The organism is Acetobacteraceae bacterium, assembly GCA_039613835.1.
Lineage (GTDB): Bacteria > Pseudomonadota > Alphaproteobacteria > Acetobacterales > Acetobacteraceae > Sorlinia.
In genome coordinates, this window is the sequence record CP154827.1 from 176,198 (window position 1) to 200,466 (window position 24,269).

At 56.9% G+C, this 24,269-nt stretch carries 26 protein-coding genes and 6 pseudogenes; 18 read left to right on the forward strand and 14 right to left on the reverse strand.

Going from position 1 to position 24,269, the window contains the following annotated elements; translation table 11 throughout:
* Nucleotides 1-2 precede the first annotated feature (2 nt).
* From rplE to AAYR33_01135, 15 genes and pseudogenes are all read left to right on the forward strand, one after another.
* Nucleotides 3-569: a 50S ribosomal protein L5 gene (gene rplE / locus AAYR33_01065; GenBank protein XAO71598.1), complete on the forward strand. Its 567-nt coding sequence runs from the start codon at nucleotides 3-5 to the stop codon at nucleotides 567-569.
* A gap of 115 nt (nucleotides 570-684) precedes the next feature.
* Nucleotides 685-990: a 30S ribosomal protein S14 gene (gene rpsN / locus AAYR33_01070; protein ID XAO71599.1), complete on the forward strand. Its 306-nt coding sequence runs from the start codon at nucleotides 685-687 to the stop codon at nucleotides 988-990.
* Between the two features lie 15 nt (nucleotides 991-1,005).
* Entirely contained in the window at nucleotides 1,006-1,404 is a 399-nt protein-coding gene (gene rpsH, locus AAYR33_01075) for a 30S ribosomal protein S8 (protein XAO71600.1), read from the forward strand.
* A 12-nt stretch (nucleotides 1,405-1,416) separates the two neighbouring features.
* Nucleotides 1,417-1,953 carry a 50S ribosomal protein L6 gene (gene rplF / locus AAYR33_01080; protein ID XAO71601.1) on the forward strand — a complete coding sequence of 179 codons (537 nt, stop codon included), beginning with the start codon at nucleotides 1,417-1,419 and terminating at the stop codon, nucleotides 1,951-1,953.
* Nucleotides 1,953-2,315 (forward strand): 50S ribosomal protein L18, encoded by a 363-nt coding sequence (gene rplR, locus AAYR33_01085; GenBank protein ID XAO71602.1) that lies wholly within the window; start codon nucleotides 1,953-1,955, stop codon nucleotides 2,313-2,315. The genes rplF and rplR overlap by 1 nt, the downstream gene beginning before the upstream one ends.
* A gap of 13 nt (nucleotides 2,316-2,328) precedes the next feature.
* Nucleotides 2,329-2,910 carry a 30S ribosomal protein S5 gene (rpsE, locus tag AAYR33_01090; protein XAO71603.1) on the forward strand — a complete coding sequence of 194 codons (582 nt, stop codon included), beginning with the start codon at nucleotides 2,329-2,331 and terminating at the stop codon, nucleotides 2,908-2,910.
* Complete coding sequence (rpmD, locus tag AAYR33_01095) at nucleotides 2,903-3,091, forward strand: 50S ribosomal protein L30 (protein ID XAO71604.1); 189 nt, start codon at nucleotides 2,903-2,905, stop codon at nucleotides 3,089-3,091. The genes rpsE and rpmD overlap by 8 nt, the downstream gene beginning before the upstream one ends.
* Before the next feature lies 1 nt (nucleotide 3,092).
* Nucleotides 3,093-3,578: a 50S ribosomal protein L15 gene (gene rplO, locus AAYR33_01100; GenBank protein ID XAO71605.1), complete on the forward strand. Its 486-nt coding sequence runs from the start codon at nucleotides 3,093-3,095 to the stop codon at nucleotides 3,576-3,578.
* A gap of 102 nt (nucleotides 3,579-3,680) precedes the next feature.
* The gene (gene secY, locus AAYR33_01105) at nucleotides 3,681-5,042 is read left to right on the forward strand and encodes a preprotein translocase subunit SecY (GenBank protein ID XAO71606.1); all 1,362 of its coding nucleotides are present in this window, start codon (nucleotides 3,681-3,683) and stop codon (nucleotides 5,040-5,042) included.
* Nucleotides 5,042-5,647 carry an adenylate kinase gene (locus AAYR33_01110; protein ID XAO71607.1) on the forward strand — a complete coding sequence of 202 codons (606 nt, stop codon included), beginning with the start codon at nucleotides 5,042-5,044 and terminating at the stop codon, nucleotides 5,645-5,647. The genes secY and AAYR33_01110 overlap by 1 nt, the downstream gene beginning before the upstream one ends.
* A gap of 196 nt (nucleotides 5,648-5,843) precedes the next feature.
* Complete coding sequence (gene rpsM / locus AAYR33_01115; protein ID XAO71608.1) at nucleotides 5,844-6,221, forward strand: 30S ribosomal protein S13; 378 nt, start codon at nucleotides 5,844-5,846, stop codon at nucleotides 6,219-6,221.
* Nucleotides 6,222-6,307: 86 nt separating this feature from the next.
* Nucleotides 6,308-6,700, forward strand: coding sequence for a 30S ribosomal protein S11 (rpsK, locus tag AAYR33_01120; GenBank protein ID XAO71609.1), 393 nt, complete (start codon nucleotides 6,308-6,310; stop codon nucleotides 6,698-6,700).
* A gap of 143 nt (nucleotides 6,701-6,843) precedes the next feature.
* Nucleotides 6,844-7,863, forward strand: a complete 1,020-nt coding sequence (locus AAYR33_01125) for a DNA-directed RNA polymerase subunit alpha (protein ID XAO71610.1) — start codon at nucleotides 6,844-6,846, stop codon at nucleotides 7,861-7,863.
* 41 nt (nucleotides 7,864-7,904) lie between these two features.
* Entirely contained in the window at nucleotides 7,905-8,324 is a 420-nt protein-coding gene (gene rplQ / locus AAYR33_01130) for a 50S ribosomal protein L17 (GenBank protein XAO71611.1), read from the forward strand.
* Nucleotides 8,325-8,688: 364 nt separating this feature from the next.
* A pseudogene (locus tag AAYR33_01135) lies at nucleotides 8,689-8,863 on the forward strand (DUF1328 domain-containing protein).
* A 207-nt stretch (nucleotides 8,864-9,070) separates the two neighbouring features.
* On the opposite strand, the pseudogene AAYR33_01140 reads toward AAYR33_01135, so the two are convergent.
* The 8 genes and pseudogenes from AAYR33_01140 to AAYR33_01175 all read right to left on the reverse strand — a co-directional run bounded on the left by AAYR33_01140 (nucleotide 9,071) and on the right by AAYR33_01175 (nucleotide 17,853).
* Nucleotides 9,071-9,982 (reverse strand): annotated as a pseudogene (locus AAYR33_01140) (efflux transporter outer membrane subunit).
* Nucleotides 9,904-11,277: pseudogene (locus tag AAYR33_01145) on the reverse strand (efflux RND transporter permease subunit). The pseudogenes AAYR33_01140 and AAYR33_01145 overlap by 79 nt, the downstream one beginning before the upstream one ends.
* A gap of 60 nt (nucleotides 11,278-11,337) precedes the next feature.
* Entirely contained in the window at nucleotides 11,338-11,808 is a 471-nt protein-coding gene (locus AAYR33_01150; GenBank protein XAO71612.1) for an efflux RND transporter permease subunit, read from the reverse strand.
* A 44-nt stretch (nucleotides 11,809-11,852) separates the two neighbouring features.
* Nucleotides 11,853-13,028: pseudogene (locus AAYR33_01155) on the reverse strand (efflux RND transporter permease subunit).
* The gene (locus tag AAYR33_01160) at nucleotides 12,935-13,309 is read right to left on the reverse strand and encodes an efflux RND transporter permease subunit (protein XAO72327.1); all 375 of its coding nucleotides are present in this window, start codon (nucleotides 13,307-13,309) and stop codon (nucleotides 12,935-12,937) included. Before AAYR33_01160 ends, AAYR33_01155 begins: the two are co-directional and overlap by 94 nt.
* The gene (locus AAYR33_01165) at nucleotides 13,282-13,701 is read right to left on the reverse strand and encodes an efflux RND transporter permease subunit (protein ID XAO71613.1); all 420 of its coding nucleotides are present in this window, start codon (nucleotides 13,699-13,701) and stop codon (nucleotides 13,282-13,284) included. The genes AAYR33_01160 and AAYR33_01165 overlap by 28 nt, the downstream gene beginning before the upstream one ends.
* Nucleotides 13,698-16,766 (reverse strand): annotated as a pseudogene (locus tag AAYR33_01170) (efflux RND transporter permease subunit). Before AAYR33_01170 ends, AAYR33_01165 begins: the two are co-directional and overlap by 4 nt.
* Nucleotides 16,741-17,853 (reverse strand): annotated as a pseudogene (locus AAYR33_01175) (efflux RND transporter periplasmic adaptor subunit). The pseudogenes AAYR33_01170 and AAYR33_01175 overlap by 26 nt, the downstream one beginning before the upstream one ends.
* Before the next feature lie 446 nt (nucleotides 17,854-18,299).
* Between AAYR33_01175 and AAYR33_01180 the strand changes: the two are divergent.
* The 3 genes from AAYR33_01180 (at nucleotide 18,300) to AAYR33_01190 (ending at nucleotide 20,654) form a co-directional block, all read left to right on the forward strand.
* Complete coding sequence (locus AAYR33_01180) at nucleotides 18,300-18,593, forward strand: CsbD family protein (GenBank protein XAO71614.1); 294 nt, start codon at nucleotides 18,300-18,302, stop codon at nucleotides 18,591-18,593.
* 263 nt (nucleotides 18,594-18,856) lie between these two features.
* Nucleotides 18,857-19,489 (forward strand): ribonuclease HII, encoded by a 633-nt coding sequence (locus AAYR33_01185; protein XAO71615.1) that lies wholly within the window; start codon nucleotides 18,857-18,859, stop codon nucleotides 19,487-19,489.
* Between the two features lie 70 nt (nucleotides 19,490-19,559).
* Nucleotides 19,560-20,654, forward strand: coding sequence for a DNA methyltransferase (locus AAYR33_01190; GenBank protein ID XAO71616.1), 1,095 nt, complete (start codon nucleotides 19,560-19,562; stop codon nucleotides 20,652-20,654).
* A gap of 37 nt (nucleotides 20,655-20,691) precedes the next feature.
* Here AAYR33_01190 and AAYR33_01195 read toward each other — a convergent pair whose 3' ends face one another.
* From AAYR33_01195 to AAYR33_01220, 6 genes are all read right to left on the reverse strand, one after another.
* On the reverse strand, nucleotides 20,692-21,297 hold the full coding sequence (locus tag AAYR33_01195) for an ankyrin repeat domain-containing protein (GenBank protein XAO71617.1): 606 nt from the start codon (nucleotides 21,295-21,297) through the stop codon (nucleotides 20,692-20,694).
* A gap of 83 nt (nucleotides 21,298-21,380) precedes the next feature.
* On the reverse strand, nucleotides 21,381-21,917 hold the full coding sequence (locus AAYR33_01200) for a hypothetical protein (protein XAO71618.1): 537 nt from the start codon (nucleotides 21,915-21,917) through the stop codon (nucleotides 21,381-21,383).
* Nucleotides 21,918-21,928: 11 nt separating this feature from the next.
* Entirely contained in the window at nucleotides 21,929-22,696 is a 768-nt protein-coding gene (locus tag AAYR33_01205; GenBank protein ID XAO71619.1) for a glutamine amidotransferase, read from the reverse strand.
* A gap of 214 nt (nucleotides 22,697-22,910) precedes the next feature.
* Nucleotides 22,911-23,222 (reverse strand): hypothetical protein, encoded by a 312-nt coding sequence (locus AAYR33_01210; protein ID XAO71620.1) that lies wholly within the window; start codon nucleotides 23,220-23,222, stop codon nucleotides 22,911-22,913.
* Nucleotides 23,167-23,439 (reverse strand): hypothetical protein, encoded by a 273-nt coding sequence (locus tag AAYR33_01215; GenBank protein ID XAO71621.1) that lies wholly within the window; start codon nucleotides 23,437-23,439, stop codon nucleotides 23,167-23,169. The genes AAYR33_01210 and AAYR33_01215 overlap by 56 nt, the downstream gene beginning before the upstream one ends.
* Nucleotides 23,436-24,251, reverse strand: a complete 816-nt coding sequence (locus tag AAYR33_01220; protein XAO71622.1) for a DUF4159 domain-containing protein — start codon at nucleotides 24,249-24,251, stop codon at nucleotides 23,436-23,438. The genes AAYR33_01215 and AAYR33_01220 overlap by 4 nt, the downstream gene beginning before the upstream one ends.
* Between the last annotated feature and the right edge of the window lie 18 nt (nucleotides 24,252-24,269).

Genomic DNA, 24,269 nt, shown 5'->3' on the forward strand with positions numbered 1-24,269 from the left:
ATATGAGCGACAAACACGCACACGCTCTGCCGCGTCTGCAGGAACGTTACCAGCAGGAGATCCGTGAGCAGCTTCGTCAGCAGTTTGGCTATAAAAACATCCTGCAAGTGCCGAAGCTTGAGAAGATCGTCCTTAATATGGGCGTCGGTGAAGCGGCAGGCGATCAGAAAAAACTGGATGCCGCCGTTGCGGAGATGGCGCTGATCGCAGGTCAGAAGCCCGTCAAGACGCTGGCACGCAAGGCGATTGCCGGTTTCAAGATCCGTGAAGGCCTGCCGATCGGCTGTAAAGTCACGCTGCGTCGCGCACGTATGTATGAGTTTCTCGATCGTCTTGTGACAATCGCGATGCCGCGCATTCGTGACTTCCGTGGGCTTCCGGCGAATAAGGGCTTTGATGGTCGCGGCAACTTTGCGATGGGCATCAAGGAGCAGATTGTGTTCCCTGAAATCCAGTACGACAAGGTTGATTCAGTGCGCGGCATGGACATCATTTTCGTGACAAATGCACGGAGCGATGATGAAGCCAAAGCATTGCTGAAAGCCTTTGACCTACCGTTCGCGGCCTGAAAGTTTCGTGGTGCCCTTTGTTTTTTGATTGCAAAGAGGCGAAGGGTGCCTTTATAGACACGCTGTTTGGAAAACCGTCGGGATTGGCCCGACAGGTTCCGGGAGAAAGTTTAGCATGGCAAAAGTCTCCGCCGTGAATCGCAACGCGAAGCGCGCGCAAATGGCGCAGCGCGATCGTGCGAAGCGGACCGCGCTTAAGGAAATCATCAAGGATCGTTCTCTTCCTGTGGAAGAGCGGTTCGACGCGTCGCTGAAACTCGCTGAGATGCCGCGCAATGGCTCACGCACGCGTGTGCGCCTGCTGTGCAAGGTCTCTGGCCGTCCGCGCGCCAATTATCGGAAATTCCAGCTCAGCCGTATCGCGCTCCGCGATCTGGCATCAACGGGCCAGATTCCCGGTATGGTTAAATCGAGCTGGTAAGGGTTTAAGACGACAATGTCCCTCTCCGATCCTTTGGGTGATATGATCACCCGTATACGTAACGCGCAGCGTGCACGTCACGCATCCTGCGTTGCGCCGGCGTCCAAACTGCGTGCCAATGTGCTTGAGGCCCTGCGCCGCGAAGGTTACATTCGTGGTTACACGACTGAGGAACTCCGCAAGGGTGTCTCCCAGTTGCGGGTCGAGCTGAAATACGCTGATGGCCAGCCGGTTATCAAAGAGATTCACCGCGTTTCCAAGCCGGGGCGTCGCGTCTATTCCAAAATCAAGGAATTGCAGCGCGTCTATGCTGGTCTCGGCGTTTCCATCCTGTCCACACCCCGCGGCGTCCTTTCGGACGTTGAGGCCCGCGCTGCCAATGTTGGCGGCGAGGTCCTCTTCCGCGTGTTCTAAGGGAGGGACGCAATGTCACGTATTGGCAAATATCCGATTCCGATCCCTTCAGGCGTGGATGTCACCATTGCCAGGGGTATCCTTACCGCAAAGGGTAAACGCGGCCAGCTCAGCATGCCTCTGTCCCGCTTTGTTGAGGCGAAGGTCGAGGATGGCAAGATCGCCATTCAGCCTGTCGGCAACCGCTCGCGCGAGACATGGACGATGTGGGGCACAACCCGCGCCATCGCCGCGAATATCGTCAAGGGTGTCTCTGAGGGTTTCTCCAAAACGCTCGAAATCACCGGGACGGGTTTTCGCGCCAGTGTCCAGGGCTCGAAACTGGTCATGAATCTCGGTTTCTCGCATGATGTGGTCTATCCCATCCCGGCCGACGTCAAAATCACGACGCCGCGCCCGACGGCGATTACCGTCGAGGGGAATGACAAGCAGCGTGTCGGACAGGTCGCGCTGGATATTCGTAGTTTCCGCAAGCCGGAGCCTTATAAGGGCAAGGGTGTGCGTTATGAAACTGAAGTTCTTCGTCGCAAGGAAGGCAAGAAGAAATAATGGCTACGCAGCATGGTATGCAGGAGCGCCGTCGCAAGCGGTTGCGTTTCCAGCTTCGCCGCAAGAGCGGTGGCCGGCCGCGTCTGTCGGTTTTCCGCTCTGGCAAAAATATTTACGCGCAGATCATCGATGACGCCGCAGGTCGGACGCTCGCCAGTGCGAGCACGCTTGAGAAAGCCGTCCGCGATGCTGGCAAAAGCGGTGCGAATGTCGAGGCCGCCGGTGTGATCGGTAAGCTCATCGCGGAGCGTGGCGTCGCCGCCGGTGTTTCCACGGTTGTTTTCGATCGCGGCGCTTATCTCTATCACGGCCGTGTCAGGGCCCTTGCTGAGGCTGCCCGTGAGGGCGGACTCTCGTTCTAGGAAAGGATCACACATGGCACGAGAGCCAAGAGAAGGCGGCCGCGGTGGTCGCGAGCGGGAGCGTGAGGGCGACGATCTTGTTGACAAGCTCGTAATGATCAACCGTGTCGCCAAGGTTGTCAAAGGTGGACGTCGCTTTGCATTTGCCGCCCTCGTGGTCGTTGGTGACCAGAAGGGGCGCGTCGGTTACGGCGCCGGTAAAGCACGTGAAGTCCCTGAGGCGATCCGTAAAGCGACGGAACGTGCGAAGCGCGGCATGATCCGCGTCCCGATGAAGGAAGGTCGCACGCTGCATCATGACAGTTACGGGCATTTCGGTGCGGGTAAAGTCGTGGTGCGCGCAGCTGAAGCGGGAACGGGCATCATCGCCGGTGGCCCGATGCGCGCTGTCTTTGAATCGCTGGGCGTTAATGACGTTGTTGCCAAGTCCCTTGGCACCCGCAACCCGCATAACATGGTCAAGGCGACATTTGCCGCGCTTGAGCGTTGCAGCAGCCCACGTGCTGTCGCTGCGCGCCGTGGCAAAAAAGCCTCGGATCTCTTCCCTAAGCGGGGCCAGGCCGCTGAGGGTACGGCGGAGGCTGCAAATGGCTAAAAAAAATGCGACAGTCCGCATCCGGCAGATTGCCTCTGCAATTGGCCGCAAGCCAGGCCAGAAAGAGACCCTCGTCGGTCTCGGTCTGCGCGGCATTGGCAGCCAGCGTGAGCTTGAGGATACGCCGGCCGTTCGCGGTATGATCCGTAAAGTTGCCCACCTTCTGCAGGTGGAGGGATAAAATGAAACTCAACGAACTTCGTGACAATGAGGGCTCGCGTTATCGCAAGAAGCGCCTTGGTCGCGGCATCGGCTCCGGTAAGGGTAAAACCTCCGGGCGCGGCGTTAAAGGCCAGAAGGCGCGCGAGGGCGTATCACTGAATGGTTTTGAGGGTGGTCAGCTCCCTCTCTATCGTCGTATGCCCAAACGTGGGTTCACCAATATTTTCCGCAAGGAATATGTTGCGGTCAATCTTGGCCGGATCCAGAAGGCGATTGATGCGGGCAAACTGGACGCAGCAAACCTCATCACTGAGGAGTTGCTTCGGGGTGCCGGGCTCGTCAATGGTGGGAAGATTGCAGGCGTGCGCATACTTGCGGGTGGGGAAGTCACAAAACCCATCAAGCTTGAAGTCGCTGGTGCCTCTGCGGCGGCTGTTCAGGCTGTCGAGAAGGCAGGCGGTTCTCTCGCCGTTATGCAAAAGGCGGAAGTTACGGCCGAGGCGTGATCCCGGCTCAGCCATAGCATTGCAATGCATGCTGTCTTCATGGATAAACAGAACAGCGTCCCGCTGTGGCGGCGGCGCTGTTTTCGTTGAAAGGTTAGCACAATGGCTTCTGCAGCAGATCAGCTCGCAGCCAATCTGAACCTCAGCTCCTTTTCCAAAGCGACGGAGCTTAAAAAGCGAATCTGGTTTACGCTTGGTGCGCTTATTATTTACCGCCTTGGAAGTTACATCCCGGTCCCGGGTGTTGATGCAACGATTCTCGGCCAGATACTTGCCGGACATAGTCGTGGCATTCTCGGCATGTTTGACATGTTCTCGGGAGGTGCACTAGGCCGTATGACGGTCTTTGCCCTCAATATTATGCCCTATATCAGCGCGTCCATTATCGTGCAGCTTCTTTCAACGGCGCTCCCATCTCTGGAGGCTCTGAAAAAGGAAGGGGATCAGGGGCGGAAAAAACTTAACCAATATACGCGTTACCTCACTGTGCTGATTGCGCTTTTCCAGGCCTACGGCATTGCGATGACGTTGCAGCATATGACAGGAAATGGCGGTGTCAGCGCCGTCGTCAATCCGGGTTACCCGTTTATTTTCACCGCCGTTCTCACTCTCGTTGGCGGGACGATGTTTTTGATGTGGCTTGGTGAGCAGATCACGGCGCGTGGTGTCGGTAATGGCATCTCCCTGATCATTTTCGCCGGTATTGTGGCGAACCTGCCCCATGCTTTGGCAAGCCTCTTCCAGCTGGGTTACACGGGCGCGCTCTCGCCGTTTTTCGTGCTTCTATTCCTCGTCCTTGCGGCGGTGACGATTGCCTTCATTGTTTTCATGGAGCAGGCGCAACGCCGCGTCGTCATTCAATATCCTAAACGTCAGGTCGGCAGCCGGATGTATGGGGGTGATTCCACCCATATGCCGCTCAAGGTCAATACGGCGGGCGTGATCCCACCGATCTTCGCTTCCTCCGTTCTGCTGATTCCCGTGACACTTGTCGGCTTCTCAGGCGGCAAGTCGGAGGGGTGGCTGGCTTCCATCGGGCAGGCGCTCAGTCAGGGGCAGCCGCTTTACATGGTGACTTACGCCGCCATGATCCTCTTCTTTTCCTATTTCTACGCCGCGGTCAGTTTCAACCCGGAGGAAACGGCGGAGAATCTGCGGAAGCAGGGCGGGTTCGTGCCGGGCATCCGGCCGGGAAGCAACACCACGCGGTATTTTGACCGTATCCTGACGCGTCTGACGACGATCGGCGGCATTTATCTTGTCGCTGTGTGCTTACTGCCACAGGTGCTCATCAGTCGTTATAGTGTGCCCTTCTATTTTGGTGGGACGAGCCTCATCATCATCGTGTCCGTTACCATCGATACGATGACGCAGGTGCAGTCGCATCTCGTGGCCCATCGCTATCAGGGGCTGATACGCAAGCAGCGTGGTCGATCCGCCAATCGGGTTGGGGTGCGGCGTTGATGAATATCATTCTTCTCGGCCCGCCCGGCGCGGGGAAGGGCACGCAGGCGCAGCGTCTGGAGCGTGATTTCGGCCTCAAGCAGATTTCGACAGGCGACATGTTGCGTGCCGAGGTGAAGGCCGCAACACCGCTTGGTATCCAGGCCCAATCGCTTATGGAAAGGGGTCTCTACATCCCTGATCCGATCATGATTGAGATGATCCAGGGGTGTATCGTGCGGCCTGATTGCAAGTCAGGCTTCATCCTTGACGGCTTCCCCCGGACGGAAAGCCAGGCTGTCGCCCTGGATGAGATGTTGCACGCGTGTGAAGCACGGATTGACGCGGTGGTCCTTCTTGAAGTTGTGCCGGATGTTATTGTGGATCGCCTGGCCCAGCGCACCAACGCGGATGGCACCAAGCGCGCGGATGATGCGCCGGAAACGGTGCGCAAGCGTCTTGAGGTTTATGCTCAGCAGACAGCCGTGATTCTACCTTATTATGAGCATGCGAAATGCCTGAAACGCGTTGATGGGATGCAGGATGTCGATGCTGTTTATCGCGCCATTTTGCGGGCGCTTGGCCTGACCGCGCCGCGCGAAATGGACGGTATCACGCAAAAGTGATAATATTCATTTGACTCAGCGGGGCCGGTCGTTATATTCGGCCCCCTTATCACACGAGCTGCCAGGATTGTCGTTTTCCTCGTTCAGGGACCTGCGATTCCTCGTTTGGTGAAGCGCGGTAGAAATCAAGCAAGCCCGATGAGGGCTGAGGCATAAAAACAGAGTGCGGCTTCCGGGCCGACAGGGAGAGTGAAGCGTGGCACGTATTGCCGGCGTAAATATTCCGACGACAAGACGCGTCGTCATCGGTCTCAGCTATGTCTATGGCATCGGGCCGTCGACAGCGCGGAAGATCTGCTCCAGGCTCGGCATTGCTGACGCAAAGCGCGTCAATGAGCTGAGTGATGATAAAATCCTCAAGGTCCGTGAGTTGATTGATTCCGAGTATCGTGTTGAGGGTGACCTTCGTCGTGAGACAGCGATGAATATCAAACGCCTGATGGATCTCGGCTGTTATCGTGGCCTGCGTCACCGTCGCGGACTTCCTGTTCGGGGCCAGCGCACCCACACCAACGCACGTACCCGCAAGGGTAAGGCGGTGGCGATTGCCGGTAAAAAGAAAGTCACGCGTTAATCGCGTTCATTTAATGGTGAAGCGGGTGGTGGGTGTCGTATTCACTGCCCGATTTGCGTAAAAACTGATTTTGGGACAGGGCCAATATGGCGAAGGCGGCGGCTCCGCGTATCCGCAAGAAGGAACGCAAAAATATTATCTCGGGTGTTGCACACGTGCTTTCCACGTTCAACAACACACTGATCACGATTTCGGACGCCCAGGGCAATGCGATTGCCTGGTCATCTTCTGGCGCGCAGGGCTTTAAGGGTTCTCGCAAATCGACGCCATATGCGGCTCAGGTCGCTGCTGAGGATGCAGGGCGCAAAGCGCGTGAGCATGGCATGGAAACGCTTGAGATTGAGGTCTCCGGCCCGGGTTCGGGTCGTGAGAGTGCTCTGCGTGCGTTGCAGAGTGTCGGTTTTTCCATCACCTCAATTCGTGATATGACTCCGGTGCCACATAATGGTTGCCGTCCTCGGAAGCGTCGCCGCGTCTGATGGTTGCGCGCCGCACCCGTCAAAAAGTGCGGTTTCGCCAAGTTTGCGCGGCCCTTATTATGTGTCGCGTTGTCCTGACCCCGCATTGCGAGGTTGATACTTCGCTGAGTTGCAGCGAAAAAGTTTTTTGAAAGGCCACGACCTTGGTCCTCCAAAAGAACTGGCAGTCTCTTATTAAGCCGGAGAAACTTGAAGTTTCCCCCGGCGTGATGCCGTCTCATAAGGCGACCGTGGTTGCCGAGCCGCTTGAGCGGGGCTTCGGCATGACGCTGGGCAACGCCATTCGGCGCGTCCTGCTTTCCTCCCTGCAGGGAGCTGCGGTGACGGCCATTCAGATTGACGGAGTTCTCCATGAATTTTCCTCCGTGCCGGGTGTGCGAGAGGATGTGACCGATATCGTCCTCAATGTGAAGCAGCTTGCGCTGCGTATGCATGGGGATGGCCCCAAACGCATGATTCTGTCCGCCACAGGCCCGGGTGAAGTGACAGCGGGCCAGATCCAGGCCGGTCACGACATTGAAATCATGAATCCCGACCTTGTGATCTGCACGCTTGATCATGGTGTGAAGCTGGGTATCGAATTCACGGTAAATTCCGGTAAGGGTTACGTCCCCGCCGCCGCCAACCGGCCGGAAGATGCGCCGATCGGCCTAATCCCTGTCGATGCGATCTATTCGCCGATCCGCCAGGTTTCCTACAAGGTTGAGCAGACCCGCGTCGGACAGGTGACGGATTATGACAAGCTGCTTCTGACGGTGGAAACGGATGGTTCGTTGACGCCTGAGGATAGCCTCGCATTGGCGGCGCGTATCCTTCAGGACCAGTTTCGGCTCTTCATCAATTTTGAGGAGCCGCGCCCCGTCCGTCAGGAAGAGCCACGTGATGAGCTGCCGTTCAACCGCAATCTCCTCCGTAAGGTGGATGAGCTTGAGCTTTCTGTCCGCAGTGCGAACTGCCTGAAAAACGATAACATCGTCTATATCGGTGACCTCGTTCAGAAATCCGAGCAGGAGATGCTGCGCACCCCGAATTTCGGCCGTAAGTCGCTCAATGAGATCAAGGAAGTCTTGACCTCAATGGGGCTGTCTCTCGGTATGAATGTTCCCGCCTGGCCGCCGGAAAACATTGAGGATCTCGCCAAACGTCTCGACGAGGTCTTCTGAGACAATCCTGGCATCTTTTAATAGAGTAAGGAATTCATATCATGCGTCATGGTGTTGCCGGGCGTAAACTCAACGTCACCTCATCCCACCGTGCGGCGATGTTCCGTAACATGGCCGTGTCTCTCATCAAGCATGAGCAAATCACCACCACGCTCCCCAAGGCGAAGGAAATCCGCCCTGTTGTGGAGAAGCTGATCACACTCGGCAAGCAGGGCACGTTGCATGCACGTCGTCAGGCTTTTGCCCGTCTGCGTGATGAAGCTATTGTCGCGAAGCTTTTCTCAACTGTTGCGGAGCGTTACAAGGCGCGCGCAGGCGGCTATACCCGCGTGCTTAAGGCAGGCGTCCGTTATGGCGACAATGCGGATATAGCCGTGGTTGAGCTGGTTGAGCGCGATATTGAGGCGAAGGGCAAAGATAGCGGTCCCGTTCAGTCCGCGCCCGAGCTTGAGGCTGAATAAAAAGCCTCCACGGATAAGCGTCGATCAAACTCGTCTGGTCAAACCAGGCGGGTTTTTTATGCGATCGCGGGCAATCACCGTCACGCCACACATAGCCTGCAGAGGCAGGGAAACAACCTAAAAGGAGGGGCCTTAATCAGCATTCACCCTCTTCAACTGCCGGCTCCGTGCTTGCGTTTCATCGCTCGACTAAAGATAATACCAGTGATATTTGTCGCGCCGCCGCAAAAATAAGTATAAATATTTATCGCCAAAAAGTCTATTGCTGAAATACCGATATTTTTTGAGTATATAATGAGTACGCTGTTGTGGAATAAAATCAGAGCTCCCGCGTTGATGAGGGCGTGACCTCCAGGAGATTTCCATGCTTAAGCTCGCCTTGTCGTTTCTCGTCATTTCCCTGATTGCGGGACTATTCGGGTTTACCGGTATTTCGGCCGCATCAGCGGGGATCGCCAAAAATCCTCTTCACCATCTTCGTGGTGCTTTTCCTTATTTTTCTCGCGATGGCGGTCTTCGCCGGTAAAAGCATCACCTGACGCCCCAATAAAAGCGGCATTTCGGGAAAAGCCGGTCACGCGCCGGCTTATTCCTTCGCTTTGCGGAAATACCCGTCAATAAACGGATTATTTGACGTCAGTGATTTTCGTGCGGGAAGTGACACGGCATCCCACCCGCCCCCAAGCGCGGTTATCAGCGCAACATGTGAGGTCCATTGTGATTAACGCACGCCCAAGGCCCGCACCTCATAATTCAAAGCGTTCTGCTGGCTTGTGATGACTGTCGTATAGATTTCCGTGCCCGCCCATGAAGGCGTTCATGGAAACGTGGACAGCCTCTTTGGCGGAAGTCACAGCTGCTTCCTGCTCTGCATATTGTTTTTCGAGAATGCGCAGGTTGGAGAAATTATCTTCAACATTCTGAAGGGCTGTCAGCACGGTTTGGCGGTAATTGGCGACGGCCGCATCATAATCCGCCTTCGCGCCCCTCACGGCCGCGCGCCGCGCGCCGCCAGAGAAAATCGTCTCCGATGCCGCGGCCCCTAATGACCAGAAGCGCGATGCGGCACGGATCAGCTCATCAAGCGGGTCACCACTATAGCCATATTGCGCCGATAAAGTGAATTGCGGGTAATAAGCGGCGATGGCCGCGTTATATCCGGCCAGCCTGCGCTTCGCCGCGGCAACATCCGGCCGCCTTTGCAGAAGCGTGGATGGCACCGCAACGGGCAAGGCGGGTAGTTTGGGGGGAAGGTCAGCCTCAGGGATGGTCACTTCGGTTGGCGCCTTGCCCATCAAAACGGCAATGGCGTGCTCATACTGGGCGCGCGCGACACCCGCCTGTGTCTCCTGTGCGATCGTCTGCTGCAACTGATAGCGCGCCTGAAGGAGAGCGGAGGGTTCAGCCACTCCAGTCTCCGCCTGATTCTGTACAATGCGTAGCGCTTCGCGGAAGTAGGATACGTTACGCGCATAAAGGCGGCGGAGACTGTCCTGATAGCGCATATTGAAATAATTCGTCGCGAGTTGCGCCTGGTAAGAAAGCTGCGCATTGGCGAGATCAGCGGCGCTGGCCTGGGTCACATCAACCTGCTGCTCCACCTGGCGGCGAATTTTACCCCAGATATCGATCGTCCAACTGGCGCTGGGACTGGTGGACCATGTATTGACCGTGGTCGTGTGGCTATAATTAACGAAGGACCTCGCAGAGGCACTTCGCGACTGCCACCCTGCGCATTGCGGCTGAAGGAGAAATTGCCGTTAAGCGTCGGGAATAATTGCGCGCGCACGCTGTCAATCATGGCCCTGGCCTTACGATACTGCGCCTCATATTGCTTGACGTTCTGGTTGGTGATGTTGACCTGATCTTCCAGTCCGTCAAGCGTGGGGTCACCGTAAATGCGCCACCATGGGCCCTTATTTGCTTCCGCCATCTCTGGCTGTGCGACGGTCCAGCCCGGCGGTGACTTGGGGGCTCTTTGAAAACGGGTGAGATAATGGCTTGCGGACGCTTGTAATTCGGTCCCACCATCCAGCATCCTGACAGGAAAGGCGTCAGCACAAGGGCTGATAGCAAAGGGGAAGGGGGCAGGACAGGGCGCATCAGGTTTCTGGTCCGTGGATAAGGCGTTGAAGTGACAGGCAGGTGGCGCGCACAAAGCGTCCGGATGCGCGCCGAGGCGATCAAGGATGAGGAAAACGGCAGGCACGGTGAAGAGAGTCAGGGCCTGACTGAAAATCAGCCCGCTCAGAATGGAAATGCCGAGCGGGCGGCGGAGTTCTTCCCCGTAACCGCCCGTGATGATCAGCGGGATGGCGTCGAAAGCTGCGGCCAGGGAGGTCATGATGATCGGGCGGAACCGTGCCAGGCTTGCACGTCGGATGGAGGCAACGGGCGATAGTCCGGCGCGGTCCTCCCTGATAGCAAAATCGATCAGGATGATGGCGTTTTTCTTGACGATGCCGATGAGGAGGATCACCCCGATCATCGCCATGAGAGAAAATTCCTCCCCGGCAAGTCACAAAGCGATAATTGCGTCGGCCCCTGCTGAAGGAAGCGTGGAGAGGATGGTGATGGGGTGGACAAGGCTTTCATAAAGAATGCCCAGAACAACATAGACAGCGACCAGCGCGGCGAGGATCAGATAAGGTTCTTTTTGGATGGTCTTCTGGAATAATGCCGCATTCCCGGCGAAATCAACGCGAATTTCCGGCGGAAGGTGGATCTTGACGGTCGCCGCCTTGATCGCGGCAATCGCCTGCCCCAGGGAGTCTCCCGGGCGTAAGTTAAATGAGATGGTGGAGGAAACAGCCTGAGCCTCGTGATTAACCGCCAGGGGATTGGTGGTGGGGACGATGTCCGATGTCATGGTCAGGGGGACCATCGTCGCGACTTCTGTCGTGACAGCGGCGCCGCTTGACGTATTCGCCCCACCCGCAAGGCTGTTTGCCATTTTGGTTTTGATAGGCGGCCTCAGCCGGGTTGAGCGGGACTGACGACGCGTCTGCTGACCTCACACGGATATTGTTGGAGGCGACGCTCCCACTGGGGTGCCGCCTGTCGTGCTGACCCAGCTTTGCAAGAGGCTTCCGGGGCTTCTGGAAAATCGCGGATCCGCTTCCATAATCACGCGATACTGGTTGGACGATGTGTAGATGACAGATGCTGCGCGCTGGCCGTAGGCATCGAATAATGTGTTGCTGATGAGTTGCGCCGTCAGCCCATAACGCGCAGCGAGGTCGCGCTTGATGGCGATATCAGCCGAAGCCCCGCCTTGCTGGAGATCAGAATTCGGGTCGGAAATTTCCGGCAGGGTTGAGGGTGCCTTGACGAGACGTGGTGTCCAGGCTGCCAAAGCCTCGGCATCGGGGCTGAGAAGCGAATATTGATAAGCGCCGTTCCCCCCGGCGTGCGCCCGTTCGCACGCCGCCCATCGATAGGAAATAAACTTCAGCGCCCGGCAAATCTGCGAAGGAACGGTCAAGCGTGGCGACAAGCTGGCCCGCTGAACGCTTGCGTTTCAATTTCTCATTGAGGGAGACAAAGCTTGTCTGATTGGCCTGCCTCCCGCCAAAAAAAAGCGATGTAATGATCGATCTCAGGAAATTTTTTCAGCCCTTCCTCGACGCGCATGGTCTTCTCATGCATGTAATCGAAGGACGCGGATTCATCGCCCATCACACGCCCCAAAATCATACCGACACCCTGATCGGGAAAAAATCCCTTCGGCATGTTGATTAAAAGCACACCGGCAAGAATCAGCGTCCCCGGTAAGGTCAAAATCATCCACCATTCATTAATGGCGAAGCGAGAAATCGAGCATGCGCGCATAAACCCGCTCTATCCGCGCAAAGCCATTTTGAAGTTTGAGCGCGACGGAACGGGGGCTCTCCCGACCATTGGAGGGGCGCAGAAGAAGCGCGCAGATCATCGTGTCAATGTCAGAGAAAGGACCATGGAGATGACGAGGGAAATGGAAATCGTCATCGCAAATTCGCGGAAGAAGCGGCCGACAAGGTCATCAAGAAGAATGATCGGGATGAAAACGGCAATCAGGGAGGACGTCATTGAAACGACCGTGAAAACAACTTCCCTGGCGCTAACCAGCGCTGCGCGCATGGGCGTCAGGCTGCGCTCAAGGTGGCGGGTAATGTTTTCCAGCACAACGATAGCGTCATCGACGATGAAACCGGTGGAGATGGTCAGGGCCATCAGGGAGAGATTATCGAGCTGATAGTCGAAGAGATATAAAGCAGCAAAACTGCCGATGATGGAGACCGGCACCACAATGGCCGGGATCATGACCGCCGCGACACTGTGCAAAAAGACGAGCACAATTCCGATGACCAGGATAACGGCGATAAAAAGTGTCAGACGCGTATCTGCGAGAGATGACCGAATGGTTCGGGAGCTGTCCGCCATCGTATGAACATCGACATCAGCGGGCAGAGCGGATTTTATGAAAGGCAGGCGCGCTTTCAGCCCGTCAACCATCTTGACGATGTTTGCCCCGGCCTGAGCATAGACGATCCCCACGGCCGCACGCTTCCTGTCGAAACTGCCGTAAGTATAGAGATTCTCTTTGTCATCTTTGATCGACGTGACGCTATTCAGCCGGAGCGGGCGATTATTCCGGTAGGCAATGACGAGATCGTCGTAATCGGCGGCTTTGCGCGCCTGATCGTTCGTGTTAAGCATGTAGCGCCTGTCACCAACATCGAGGAAGCCTTTAGGTGTATGCGCATTTGCCGAGGCAAGGGCGGCCGCACATCTTCAAAACCAATGCCATATTTATAAAGTGAGAGGGGGTTGATCTCGACCCGCACGGCAGGCATGGCACTTCCGCCGATCTCAACCTCACCCACGCCTTCAACCTGGCTGAGCTGCTGCTGGAGTGTTTTTGTCGCGGTGTCGAAGAGCTGCGCGGGTGCCCGGCTGTCCGACGTCAGCGCGAGGATCAGGGCCGGAGACCCGTTGGATTGGATTTAAAGTAGGTCGGATTGTCGCGCATTGTCGTCGGCAGATCACGCCGCGCTGCCTGAATCGCCGCTGAGACATCACGTGCTGCACCGTCAATGTCACGTGATAGGTCGAATTGCAGGATAATCCGCGTCTGGCCACTGGTGGACGTGGATGTCATTTCCGTCACGCCGGAAATCGCCCCTAAATGACGCTCAAGCGGTGTCGCGACGGTGGCGGCGACCTCCGACGGGGAGCCGCCGGGTTGCTGCGCCATGACGAGGATGACCGGCAGGTCGATATTCGGGGAATCCGCAACCGGTAAAAGCCGGTAAGCGATGGTCCCGGCAACCAAAAGGGCCAGAGACATTAATATCGTCGCGACCGGCCGCAGGATGAAGGGGCGGCTGATATTCACGCGTCACCATGCTCCGCGATGCGTTCAGCATAGGTCTTCATGCCGAAACGCCGACGTATCGTGGCGGCGACGTGGTCGAGATACAGATAAATGACAGGTGTCGTGAAAAGCGTCAGTAATTGTGAGATAACCAGCCCGCCAATAATCGCAATGCCGAGGGGACGCCGGAGTTCGGCGCCGACGCCCGTATTGATCGCGAGCGGCAGCGCGCCGAAAAAAGCCGTCAGAGTTGTCATCAGAATAGGCCGGAACCGCATGATGGCGCCATTTTTGATGGCCTCAAGGGGTTTCTGCCCGCCGCGTCGCTCCGCCTCAAGGGCGAAATCGATCATCACGATCGCATTTTTCTTGACGATCCCGATTAGCAGGACGATGCCGATGATCCCCATCACATCAAGATCTTTCCCGCAAATGATCAGCGTGATCAACGCGCCCACCCCGGCTGAGGGCAGCGTGGAGAGAATGGCGAGGGGATGGATGAAGCTTTCATATAAGATGCCGAGAACGATGTAGACAGCCGCCAAGGCCGCGATAATGAGGAAAAACTCATGGCCGAGCGAAGCCTGGAACGCCGCCGCCGTGCCCTGAAAGCGGGTCTCAAAATTCGGAGGAAGATGAACTTCCTCCTGAGCCCGGGAGATCGCGGACGTCGCATCGCTAAGGGAATAACCGTCAGCGATATTAAATGAGATGGTCGTGGCGGGGAAATGGCCGTAATGCGTGATGAGAAGAGGCGCTAGGCGCACTTCCTGCGTCGTGACCTGGCTGAGCGGCACAAGGCCGGAACTGGGCCGCCTCTGCGGGCCTGACGCACTTTCCCCCATTTTATCAGGTGCGCCGGGAAGGTAGAGTTGCCTGAGCTGTTCGAGAGAGTCCTGAAACCGGGGTTCCGCCTCCAAAATCAGGCGATATTGATTGGATTGGGTGTAAACTGTGGACACCTGACGCTGCCCGAAACTGTCATAAAGCAGGTTATCAACCGTCTGGGGGGGTGATAGCGTAGCGCGCCGCCGTCGCGCGATCCAGCGTCAGATAGGCCATCAGGCCGTTAGATTACAGATCAGATGTCACGCCTTTAAGGGCGGGCTGCTGCTGAAGCGCCTTGATAAGACGCGGCACCCAGAGTTTGAACGCGTCACGATTCGCATTTTCAAGCACGAATTTATATTGCGACGCCGTGCGGGCTTTCCGCGGTTTCAGGCTGATCATCAGGCGACCCGTATTCAGCGTCATATTTTCACCATCGACGCCGATAAAGCCGGAAATATTCTCGACTCCGGCACGTTCATAAGCGCTGCGATCACCTGGCTCTGCCGGTCCTTCATCCCTTCGAAGGAGATTGTATCCGGCATTTGCGTGATGCCCTGTATCAGCCCCGTATCCTGCATGGGGAAGAAACCTTTAAGGATGATCACCGCCAACCATAAGGTCAAGACAAGGGTGAGGAGAGCCGTCAGGGCGGTGAGGCGCCGATGCGCCAGCACGATGTCCAGAAGCCACGCATAGAAAGCGATAAGGCGATTGATCCCGCTTTCAATCCCGCGTGCAATCTGCCCCCACCGTCCGGGACTTCGGGAGCTGTGGGGCCTTTCCGTGAGGAGGCGGGCGCACATTGACGGTATGAGCGTCACCGCGACCACGGCGGAGAGGGCGATTGTCACCGCCAGCGTTACCGCGAATTCATGGAAAAGCCGTCCGACCAGATCCCCCATGAAAAGAAGCGGAATAAGGACAGCGATGAGGGACACGGTGAGGAAGATGATCGTAAACCCGATCTCCTGCGAGCCTTTAATGGCGGCTGCGTAACGGCCCTCGCCCTTTTCAATATAGCGGGAAATATTTTCGATGACGACGATGGCATCATCCACGACGAAGCCGGTTGCGATCGTCATCGCCATCAGGGAGAGAGTATCGAGCGAATAACCCAGCAAATACACCACGCCGAGACTGCCAACGATCGAAATCGGCACGCTCAGGCTGGGGATTAGTGTCGCGGGGACATTGCTCAGGAACACGAAGATGACGCCGACCACCAGCAAGATGGCGAGGGCCAGCTCAAACTCCACATCAGCGACGAAGCCCGAATGGTGGTTGTGCAATCCGTCAGTTCCGTGATGGTGATGCCGGGTGGCATGGTTGATTGCAGGCGCGGCAGGAGGGATTTGATCTTATCAACGACAGCAACAACATTGGCCCCCGGTTGACGCTGCACACTCAGAATCAGCGCCGGGACCTTGCCGGACCATGCGGCGAGTTGCGTGTTTCAGGGCCTTCAATGACCTGCCCCACGTCGCGCAGGCGTATGGCGCCATTATTCTGGTAGCCGATAATTTGATTCATCAGCTCTTCAAGCGATTTAATCTGCCCGTCAATATGCAATGTCGTGGCACGGAGCGGCCCTTCAAACGCGCCGGAGGGGGCATTCACATTGACTGTGCCGAGGATCGTCCGCACCGTGTCCAGGGCGATACCGTAAGACGTTAATTTCGGGATGTTGATCTGGATGCGATAGGCTTTGCGCTGGCCGCCCGCGAGTGAGACCAGCCCCAACCCCCCGACACCTAGCTGATATGCTGCAACAAACGTGTCGTCACATAATCCTGCACGCTGGTCAGTTTGAGCGTGTCGGAGGTGACGGCCAACAATAATATCGGTGTGTTGGCCGGATTGACATTGGCATAAATGGGCGGCGCGGGTAGGTCGGAGGGCAGGAGGGTCCCGGCTTCATTAATCGCGGCCTGTACCTGCTGCTCGGCAACATCCATCGACATATTGAGGCCGAAGCGCAACGTGATGAGGGACGCGCCGCCGGATGATTGGGAAATCATCTGATCAAGGCCCGGCATCTCGCCCAATTGCATCTCAAGCGGCTCACTAATGCTGCTCTCGACCACGTCCGGATTGGCACCGGGATAGATCGTTGTGACGGTGATCGTCGGATATTCCACATCCGGCAGGGCGGCCACCGGCAGAAAACGGTAGCTGAGCAGCCCTGTCAGGAAGATCGCGATCATCAGCAGGCTGGTCGCGACCAGCCTCTCAATAAAAATCCGAGACGGATTCATCATTTTTTCGGCGCCGCCATATCTGGTTGCGTGGCCTGACTCTTGCCTGAATTTCAACGCGAATTTTTGACCATTCTCTCAGGTGATTTGTGCCTTGAAGCACAACCCTGTCGCCCACCGCGATACCTTGAAGAATTTCAGTGCGGACGGAATCGCTGTGCCCCGTCGAGACGGCCCGAAGGGTCACGGTATCATCCCTTTATACAAGATAGACGAAAGCGCCGTCCGGCCCGGTTTGGACGGCATCGGCGGGGAGGAGGATAGCATCATGCAACGTCCTGATATTGAGCCGCGCATTGACGAATTCATTGGGGAAGAGGCGCTCATCAAGATTGGGGAAAATAGCGCGCATTCTGACGGTGCCTGTGGCCGTGTCGATCTGGCTATCCACGGCCTGAACAGACCCTTCCGCGATCTTCACCATGTTGTTGCTGTCCCACGCCTCCACCGTCAGCGCGCCGCTCGCATTCATGGCGGTCAGTTAATTTTGCGGGACCGTCATGATGACGGAAATCGGCTGCATCTGCGTCAGCACCGCCAGGCCACTCGATTGCCCGGCGGTGAAATAATTGCCGCGATCAACGGCGCGTATGCCGATGCGTCCATCGACAGGGGCGCGGATGTGGCAATATTTAAGGTTGAGGCGCGCATTATCGACATTGGCACGGTCAAGCTTAACCGCCCCCTCTAATTGCTGAACCTTATATTGCGCGTCTTTCGCGGTCATGGCGGCAATGGATTTCTGGCGGATGAGCTTCTCATACCGGCCGGAATTAATGCGCGCATCCGCAAGCTGGGCCTCGTCCTGCTGCAATGTGCCCAGCGCCTGTTGCAGCGCGATTTCATAGGGGCGAGGGTCGATCAGAACCAGTTCATCACCTAATTTGACGTGCTGTCCTTCTGAGAAATCGACCTCCATAATGTAGCCGCTGACACGCGACTGCACCGTGACGTTGGTCACGGGCACGACCGTTCCCAACTCCGTCATGATGATGGGCAGATCCGTCTTCAGGGCCGTCGCAACGGTCACGGGTTGGGCAAAAGCGCCCTCCGCCGTATAATCAAGTTTTTTGCCCCATGCAGGCACATGCGGAGGAAAAAGAGGCAGATCACGGCGGCGATGGCGGTCACGATGATTTGACGGCGTCGGCGCGGATTTTTCATCCATTTCTGGGCGGAGGTGGCGTCCATGCTAGTCACGCGGTTTTCCTGGTCATGAATGCGTTGATCCTGGCGCGTGTGCGGGTGAGACGCGTTGCGCGATGCAGCGATTTTCCCTATTAATCGCTTGTGACGAAATTGGTAACACAAGCCCTTAAAATTTATCACCGTTGCTTTTATTGCCATGCCGTTAAAACGGCCCCATAAGCCAGGAAAGGAAAGCAACAATATGTAACGCTTCCGCGTTAAACTTGTCCCGCAGGCAACAGTTTGGCGCCGGCATTTCGTTAATGGATGACAATTGTTCCCGCGATGGCTCTGTTCGCTGCAGGAATTGTCGCTTATGCTGGTCCATCCTTAAAGGAGACTTTTATGACAAAGAATATCGAAGACAAGGCAGAAGGTATGATGAATGAGGCGAAGGGCCGCGTGAAGGACGCCGTTGGCGGCCTGACGGGCGATGCCAAGACGCAGGCCAGTGGCAAAATTGACCAGATGTCCGGCATGGCGCAGCAGGAATTCGCTGATCTTTACGATGAGGCGGAAACAATGCTCGAGCGCGCGACAGTATTTGTGCAGGACCGTCCGGTTGTCTCCGTCATTGGGGCCATGCTCATCGGGTTATTCGTCGGCATGTTGATGAAAAGTTGCTGCAAGGCGAAATGAGCTTTTCCGACACGGCACTTTCGCAAATGTGAAGCCCTGATGACGCCCCCACCTCACCCGGTCACCCGCCGCACACTTTGAGGGCGGGCACCGAGAAGGGGTGGGGTGTCTCATATTCCTGTCGGGTGTCGTGCCGCATGGATCTCATGGTGATCGGCGGTGCCGATAGGTGCGGGACAAAACGGCGCTTTACTTTTTGTGTGCCATCTGATTCAAACCCGATTCGAAGTGGGTGTGGAAGGGGAGAGGTCAGCGACCGTGTAATGCCGGATTTCAGATATGAATATGAAAACGGTGCCCCTGAACGCTTCGTTGCGGGGCTGGATGAGGTCGGGCGCGGCCCGATCGCGGGACCTGTCGTTGCAGCATGCGTCGTCTTTCCCCATGACTTGCCCTTATCTCTGCAATCCATGATCGATGATTCCAAAAAATTATCGCCGATGCGTCGCCTCAGCGCCTTTCAGGCCCTTACGGGGGGCGTGTGTCATTTCGGGGTCGGTGCTGCGTCCGTCAATGAGATTGAAACCCTCAATGTTGGCAAGGCCAGTCACCTCGCCATGCGCCGCGCCCTGAAACGCCTCCCCTTTTTACCGCATGTCGCATTGGTGGATGGTAAAGCACGGGTCGATCTGCCTTGTGAGGTCAGGATGATCATAAAAGGTGACCAATTAAGTCTGTCCATCGCTACGGCGTCCATCATTGCCAAAGTGACGCGTGACCAGCTGATGGAGAAGCTCGCCCGCCGGTATGACGCTTACGGTTGGGAAAGAAATGCCGGTTACGGTACGGCAACCCATTTACAGGCTTTAAAATCTGTCGGCGTGTGTCGCCATCATCGGCGTGACTTTGCGCCGGTAAGCGCCATGCTGGCGCAAGCTGAACGTCTCGGCGCGTGACATATCCGACTGCAATACGTCGCCTTCATCCCATTAATGCTCCACGCTCTGATTTAGGGGGATATTACGTATGACTCATCAGGACCTTCCGATCGACCAGATTCTTTGTGGTGAATGCGTGTCGACGATGCGGAGCCTGCCTTCTTCCAGCATCGACTGTATCTTCGCGGACCCGCCTTACAACCTACAGTTACGTGGGGAACTGCGTCGACCGGATGAAACCATTGTCGATGGCGTGGATGATGATTGGGACAAATTTACGGATTACAGCGCCTATGACCGCTTCACGCGGGATTGGCTTGCGGAAGTCCGGCGTCTCTTGACGCATGATGGCACGATCTGGGCCATCGGGTCCTATCATAACGTCTTTCGTCTCGGTGCAATCATGCAGGAGCTCGGCTTCTGGATCCTCAATGACATTGTGTGGCGTAAAGCCAACCCGATGCCGAATTTCCGTGGCAGGCGGTTCACCAATGCGCATGAAACCATGATCTGGGCTGCGCGCGGGCCGGACAGCAAATATTGTTTCAATTATCAGGCCATGAAGACCCTGAATGACGATGTGCAGATGCGCAGTGACTGGTATCTGCCGCTCTGCACGGGTAATGAACGCGTCAAAAACGTGCATGGCCTGAAGCTCCATCCCACCCAAAAGCCGGAGAGCCTCCTGCATCGCGTCCTGATTGCCTCAACGCGCTCCGGTGATGTGGTGCTCGACCCATTTTCCGGGACGGGTACGACCGCCGCTGTCGCCAAACGTTTGGGGCGGCATTTTGTCGGGATTGAGCGTCACCCCGATTATGTTGAGGCTTCCCGCCTTCGCGTCGAAGCTGAGCAACCTCTCTCGGAGGAACATGCTGCCGTGACGCCTGCGAAGCGGGAAATGCCACGTATTCCGTTCGGAACTTTCGTTGAACAGGGAATGCTGCCCGCCGGGACCGAATTATTCGACCGACAGCGGCGTCTGCGTGCGGTCGTCAGTCCTGACGGCAGTCTTGTCAGTGACGGCCAGCGCGGCTCCATCCATAAAATGGGGGCGCAATTGACGGGCGCGCCTTCCTGTAATGGCTGGACGTTCTGGTATTTTGAGCGCAATGGCGAATTGCTTCCGCTGGATATCCTGCGCACCGAATCATCGCTGACCAAATTACGGAATGCTGGCTGACGGCAAAATCAAGCGGCCTCATCAAGGGGCTGCCCTACTATTTTGACCCAAAACCCAGGAAGCCGACTTCCGGCGCTGCCTGACCGCCCGAAATGTCATATTGATGCACCGGCTTGGCCTTCTGCCGCATCTCAGCCTTGACGGAAAGGCGATGGCCTTTGGCGGTATTTGCGTCGGAAACATCATTATCGAAATTGGCGAGCCGACCCGTTGAATCGGAGCCGCGCATCGACAGAAGCAGGAAGATAATATCTCTACGATTAAGGTCGATTGCCAGGTCAAGCGGTGTCTGATCGAGGATATTGCGCGCGTAAATATTGGCCCCGCGTCCCAACGCTTCTTTTGCGGCGTTGAGGCTGCCACGATTGACCGCATCATATAAAGCGTCGGTCGGATTAAGGTCGCGATTCGCGTGACCGGCATCCTGCTCTTGCGTGTCCGCGCCGGGGAGGGCGGAGGGCGGGGCCGCCGCTTTGGCGGCGCGACGGGCTTCTGCCGCTTCCTGCTCCGCCTCCGCCTCATCCGCCGTCTGCCCGAAGACAGAGGTGGCGGGCAGTGTTACCCAGGCGCTAAGTCCCAATATGGCGATGAGCAACAAGCGCGGCAGGGGGCTCAACGGAAATGCAGGTGGATTGGCAGACATTCTACTCTCTTAGCCTTGAAGCGGATATAAATCGATACCCATCACCAACTTAATGCGTGACGCACAGCCTATAAACATGCCGTTCAGATTTTTCGTTCCCGCCACCAAGCGAAGAAGATGCAGAAAATGATGGAAAGCACGCTCAACCAGGCCGGCAGGATTTGACGGGTTTTCATGCGGGACGGGTCAACCTCGCGCCCGGGCGGGAAGGCCCAGACGTGACGCCCGTGATGGGCGGGGCGAAGCGAAAGCCTTGTCACGGCGTCAAACCTGTCTGACCAGACGAGATGTCCGGATGATTGCTGCACTAAAGGGCCCAGCCGCGATGACGTCGCGCGCAGATCCTGACCTTCAAGCGTTTCAGTATGTTCCGGCAGGACGAACGATTCGAGATCACCTTGCTTGAGGCGCCAGATACCAGGGCTCGGATGAATCACAGCATGGTTTGTGAATGCGCCCTTGCCGACAGGATTGAGAGGCAGCATGAAATGACTTGAATCAGGCCGCATCACCTCGACGTGTCTGTCCATTCGGGGTTGCAGACTGTGACGGGTAATGTCGAGCCGATTTCCGGAAATACGGCCCGAAAGTTGTTCCGCTTCGAGGGCTGGCTCCTTCATCAACCAATGCGCTAGTCGGCGCAGGAGAGCTGCGCCTGAGGGCCGCCGCCCGCCTTCCCGCGGGACCAGAGCCAGATCTGGTCGGAAAACAGCATGGCGACACGGCCCTCTCCCGCCTGGCCGAGGACGAGAAGGGGGTTCTCATCCGGTCCTTTCATGACAACATCGCCCTTGACGGAGGCGGGCGCGACTTTCAAAGCGCGATACCAGGGGCCCCGAATCGGGGGTAAGCCATTGACAACAGGGTGGCGCTGACCCAATGGCGTCAGTTGCGGGACAAATTTGCGGTCCATAACGCCATGAGCCTCCGCCGTTGCCGGCAGGATCTGCGCGAGCGGCGTGTCTTTCAGGGAGTCATCTTCAAGAAATTCCGGTCCCGTCAGCAATAATAGTCCGCCGCCGCCCTGCACGAAGCGCGCAATATTCTCCACATAGGCGTCCGGCAACAGCCCCATGGTCTTGAAGCCATCCAGAATAATGAGATCGAACTGGTCGATCTTCTTCTCAAAAAGCGCCTGCGTGGGGAAGACGACCAGCGCCATTTCATCCGTTGATGTGCCATCATCCTGCTCCGGCGCACGCAGGATCGTGAAATGCACAAGATCAACTGCCGGGTCGGATCGCAGGAGACGCCGCCACACGCGCTCCCCCGGATTAGGAGCTCTGGAGACGAGAAGCATCTTGAGCCGCTCCCGAATGCCGTTAATATGAAGCGTCTCAAGATTATTTGCGGTGGTCACCTCACCCTGCAGGGGCGAAACCTGGATGGCGACCGGCATATCCCCGGCAGCTCTCACCGGCACTTTAAGCGTCTCAGCGCGCCCTGTTTTAACGGTGACATGCTGAGGTGCGGCGCGGCCCGCCTGAAAACTTACCTGCGCTATGCGCTTCTTCGCGCTCCCGTGATCAATAACTTTGATGACGATTGATGCGTCTTTGCCGACAATGCCGTATGTCGGTGCTTCCAGAACCTCAATCTGCCGGTCCGTCTCCTCATTTTTTTCCGGTCAGGATGACATCAAGAGGCCGCGGACCGCGCCCCGTATCGGAGGCGAAAATTTTCGGCAATCTGGCCGGCGCGTCATGCACCATGCCATCCGTGATAAAAATGGCCCCGGCAAAACGTCGTGTGTCGGTCACTGCATTTTGTAGGTCGGTAAAAAGCGTCGTGCCTTCCATCCCTGAATCGGTCGCATGGATGATTTTAAGGTTGAGGCCGCTTTCCTGTCCTGCCGCGATCCTTATTGTCTCAAGGGCCGCGCGCTCCTGTCTGGCGGCGCGCCGTCTGCATGGAGGGCGATTCATCGAGCACGAGATACACATCTGACGCAGCCGGCTTATAGGCGATCCGGTATGAAATGGGATCGAGAAGCCATATTCCGCCGATCAGGAAGGCCAATGAGCGCGGTACGGCACCGCGCATGTGGTGAAACACGGCATAGGCGGAAAACCCGAGGCAGATCACCAGAAGCGGGATCACGACGAGCCATGGTAGGAGCGGGGAGAAAGAAAGCGTCGTCATGGCTGAAGCCGTTTAAGCAGAGCCGGGACTTTCATCTGATCCTGCTTATAATTGCCGGTCAGGGCGTAGATGATGATGTTGACGCCAAAACGTTCCGCAAGGGTGCGCTGGCGATCATGACCGGGGATGACGGCATAAGGGTGATTGCCCTGATCATCTACCGCCCAGGCTCGCGCCCAGTCAGCCTGCCCGATGATGACCGGGCTGACACTGTCATTATTCGGGTCGGCATTCCTCGCCACCCAGACGGCCCTCCCCGCATAACGTCCGGGAAAGCTGCGCAGAATGTAGAAACAGTGGGCAAGAATATGCCGCTCATCCAGTTTCGCCAAAGCGGGGAGGTGAATGCCGCGCGTGACCTCAGCAAGGTGGCGCTGCCCTGCTGAAGCGTCATCATCATCTTCCCCCGCATCAACCGTGTCGATCAGAAGCATGCCCCCATGGGCGATGAAGTTCTCAAGCGCTGCATTGCGTTTGGCCTCGAATGTTGTCTGCGCGTCAATGGGCCAATAAAGGAGGGGATAGGGCGCGAGATCATCCTGCCCCGGTCGCACACCATCCGGTGCCGCTAGTTTGGCGGAAGTGCGGTCAGATGCATAATCGAAAATTCCTTTCATGCCCTGGCGCGACACGGCGTCCAGCGTTTCCTGCCCGGTCAATATATAGGCGAGGCGCGTGGCGCACGCCGCCTCCGCAACTGAGGTGGCGTGCGCCACGGTTACGGTGGGGAGTGGAGAGCAACCGAGAAAAATGACCACCCCGAAAATCATCAGGCCCAAATGCCGCGCGCGTAAAACGATGTTAGCAAGCAAGCAAAGCATGCCGATAAG

Bases quoted from the DNA above. Each gene is read 5' to 3' on its own strand.
- rplE (XAO71598.1), top strand. From the start codon at position 3: ATGAGCGACAAACACGCACACGCTCTGCCGCGTCTGCAGGAACGTTAC.
- rpsN (XAO71599.1), top strand. From the start codon at position 685: ATGGCAAAAGTCTCCGCCGTGAATCGCAACGCGAAGCGCGCGCAAATG.
- rpsH (XAO71600.1), top strand. From the start codon at position 1,006: ATGTCCCTCTCCGATCCTTTGGGTGATATGATCACCCGTATACGTAAC.
- rplF (XAO71601.1), top strand. From the start codon at position 1,417: ATGTCACGTATTGGCAAATATCCGATTCCGATCCCTTCAGGCGTGGAT.
- rplR (XAO71602.1), top strand. From the start codon at position 1,953: ATGGCTACGCAGCATGGTATGCAGGAGCGCCGTCGCAAGCGGTTGCGT.
- rpsE (XAO71603.1), top strand. From the start codon at position 2,329: ATGGCACGAGAGCCAAGAGAAGGCGGCCGCGGTGGTCGCGAGCGGGAG.
- rpmD (XAO71604.1), top strand. From the start codon at position 2,903: ATGGCTAAAAAAAATGCGACAGTCCGCATCCGGCAGATTGCCTCTGCA.
- rplO (XAO71605.1), top strand. From the start codon at position 3,093: ATGAAACTCAACGAACTTCGTGACAATGAGGGCTCGCGTTATCGCAAG.
- secY (XAO71606.1), top strand. From the start codon at position 3,681: ATGGCTTCTGCAGCAGATCAGCTCGCAGCCAATCTGAACCTCAGCTCC.
- AAYR33_01110 (XAO71607.1), top strand. From the start codon at position 5,042: ATGAATATCATTCTTCTCGGCCCGCCCGGCGCGGGGAAGGGCACGCAG.
- rpsK (XAO71609.1), top strand. From the start codon at position 6,308: ATGGCGAAGGCGGCGGCTCCGCGTATCCGCAAGAAGGAACGCAAAAAT.
- rplQ (XAO71611.1), top strand. From the start codon at position 7,905: ATGCGTCATGGTGTTGCCGGGCGTAAACTCAACGTCACCTCATCCCAC.
- AAYR33_01180 (XAO71614.1), top strand. From the start codon at position 18,300: ATGACAAAGAATATCGAAGACAAGGCAGAAGGTATGATGAATGAGGCG.
- AAYR33_01185 (XAO71615.1), top strand. From the start codon at position 18,857: ATGCCGGATTTCAGATATGAATATGAAAACGGTGCCCCTGAACGCTTC.
- AAYR33_01190 (XAO71616.1), top strand. From the start codon at position 19,560: ATGACTCATCAGGACCTTCCGATCGACCAGATTCTTTGTGGTGAATGC.
- AAYR33_01195 (XAO71617.1), bottom strand. From the start codon at position 21,297: ATGTCTGCCAATCCACCTGCATTTCCGTTGAGCCCCCTGCCGCGCTTG.
- AAYR33_01200 (XAO71618.1), bottom strand. From the start codon at position 21,917: ATGAAGGAGCCAGCCCTCGAAGCGGAACAACTTTCGGGCCGTATTTCC.
- AAYR33_01205 (XAO71619.1), bottom strand. From the start codon at position 22,696: ATGCCGGTCGCCATCCAGGTTTCGCCCCTGCAGGGTGAGGTGACCACC.
- AAYR33_01210 (XAO71620.1), bottom strand. From the start codon at position 23,222: ATGAATCGCCCTCCATGCAGACGGCGCGCCGCCAGACAGGAGCGCGCG.
- AAYR33_01215 (XAO71621.1), bottom strand. From the start codon at position 23,439: ATGACGACGCTTTCTTTCTCCCCGCTCCTACCATGGCTCGTCGTGATC.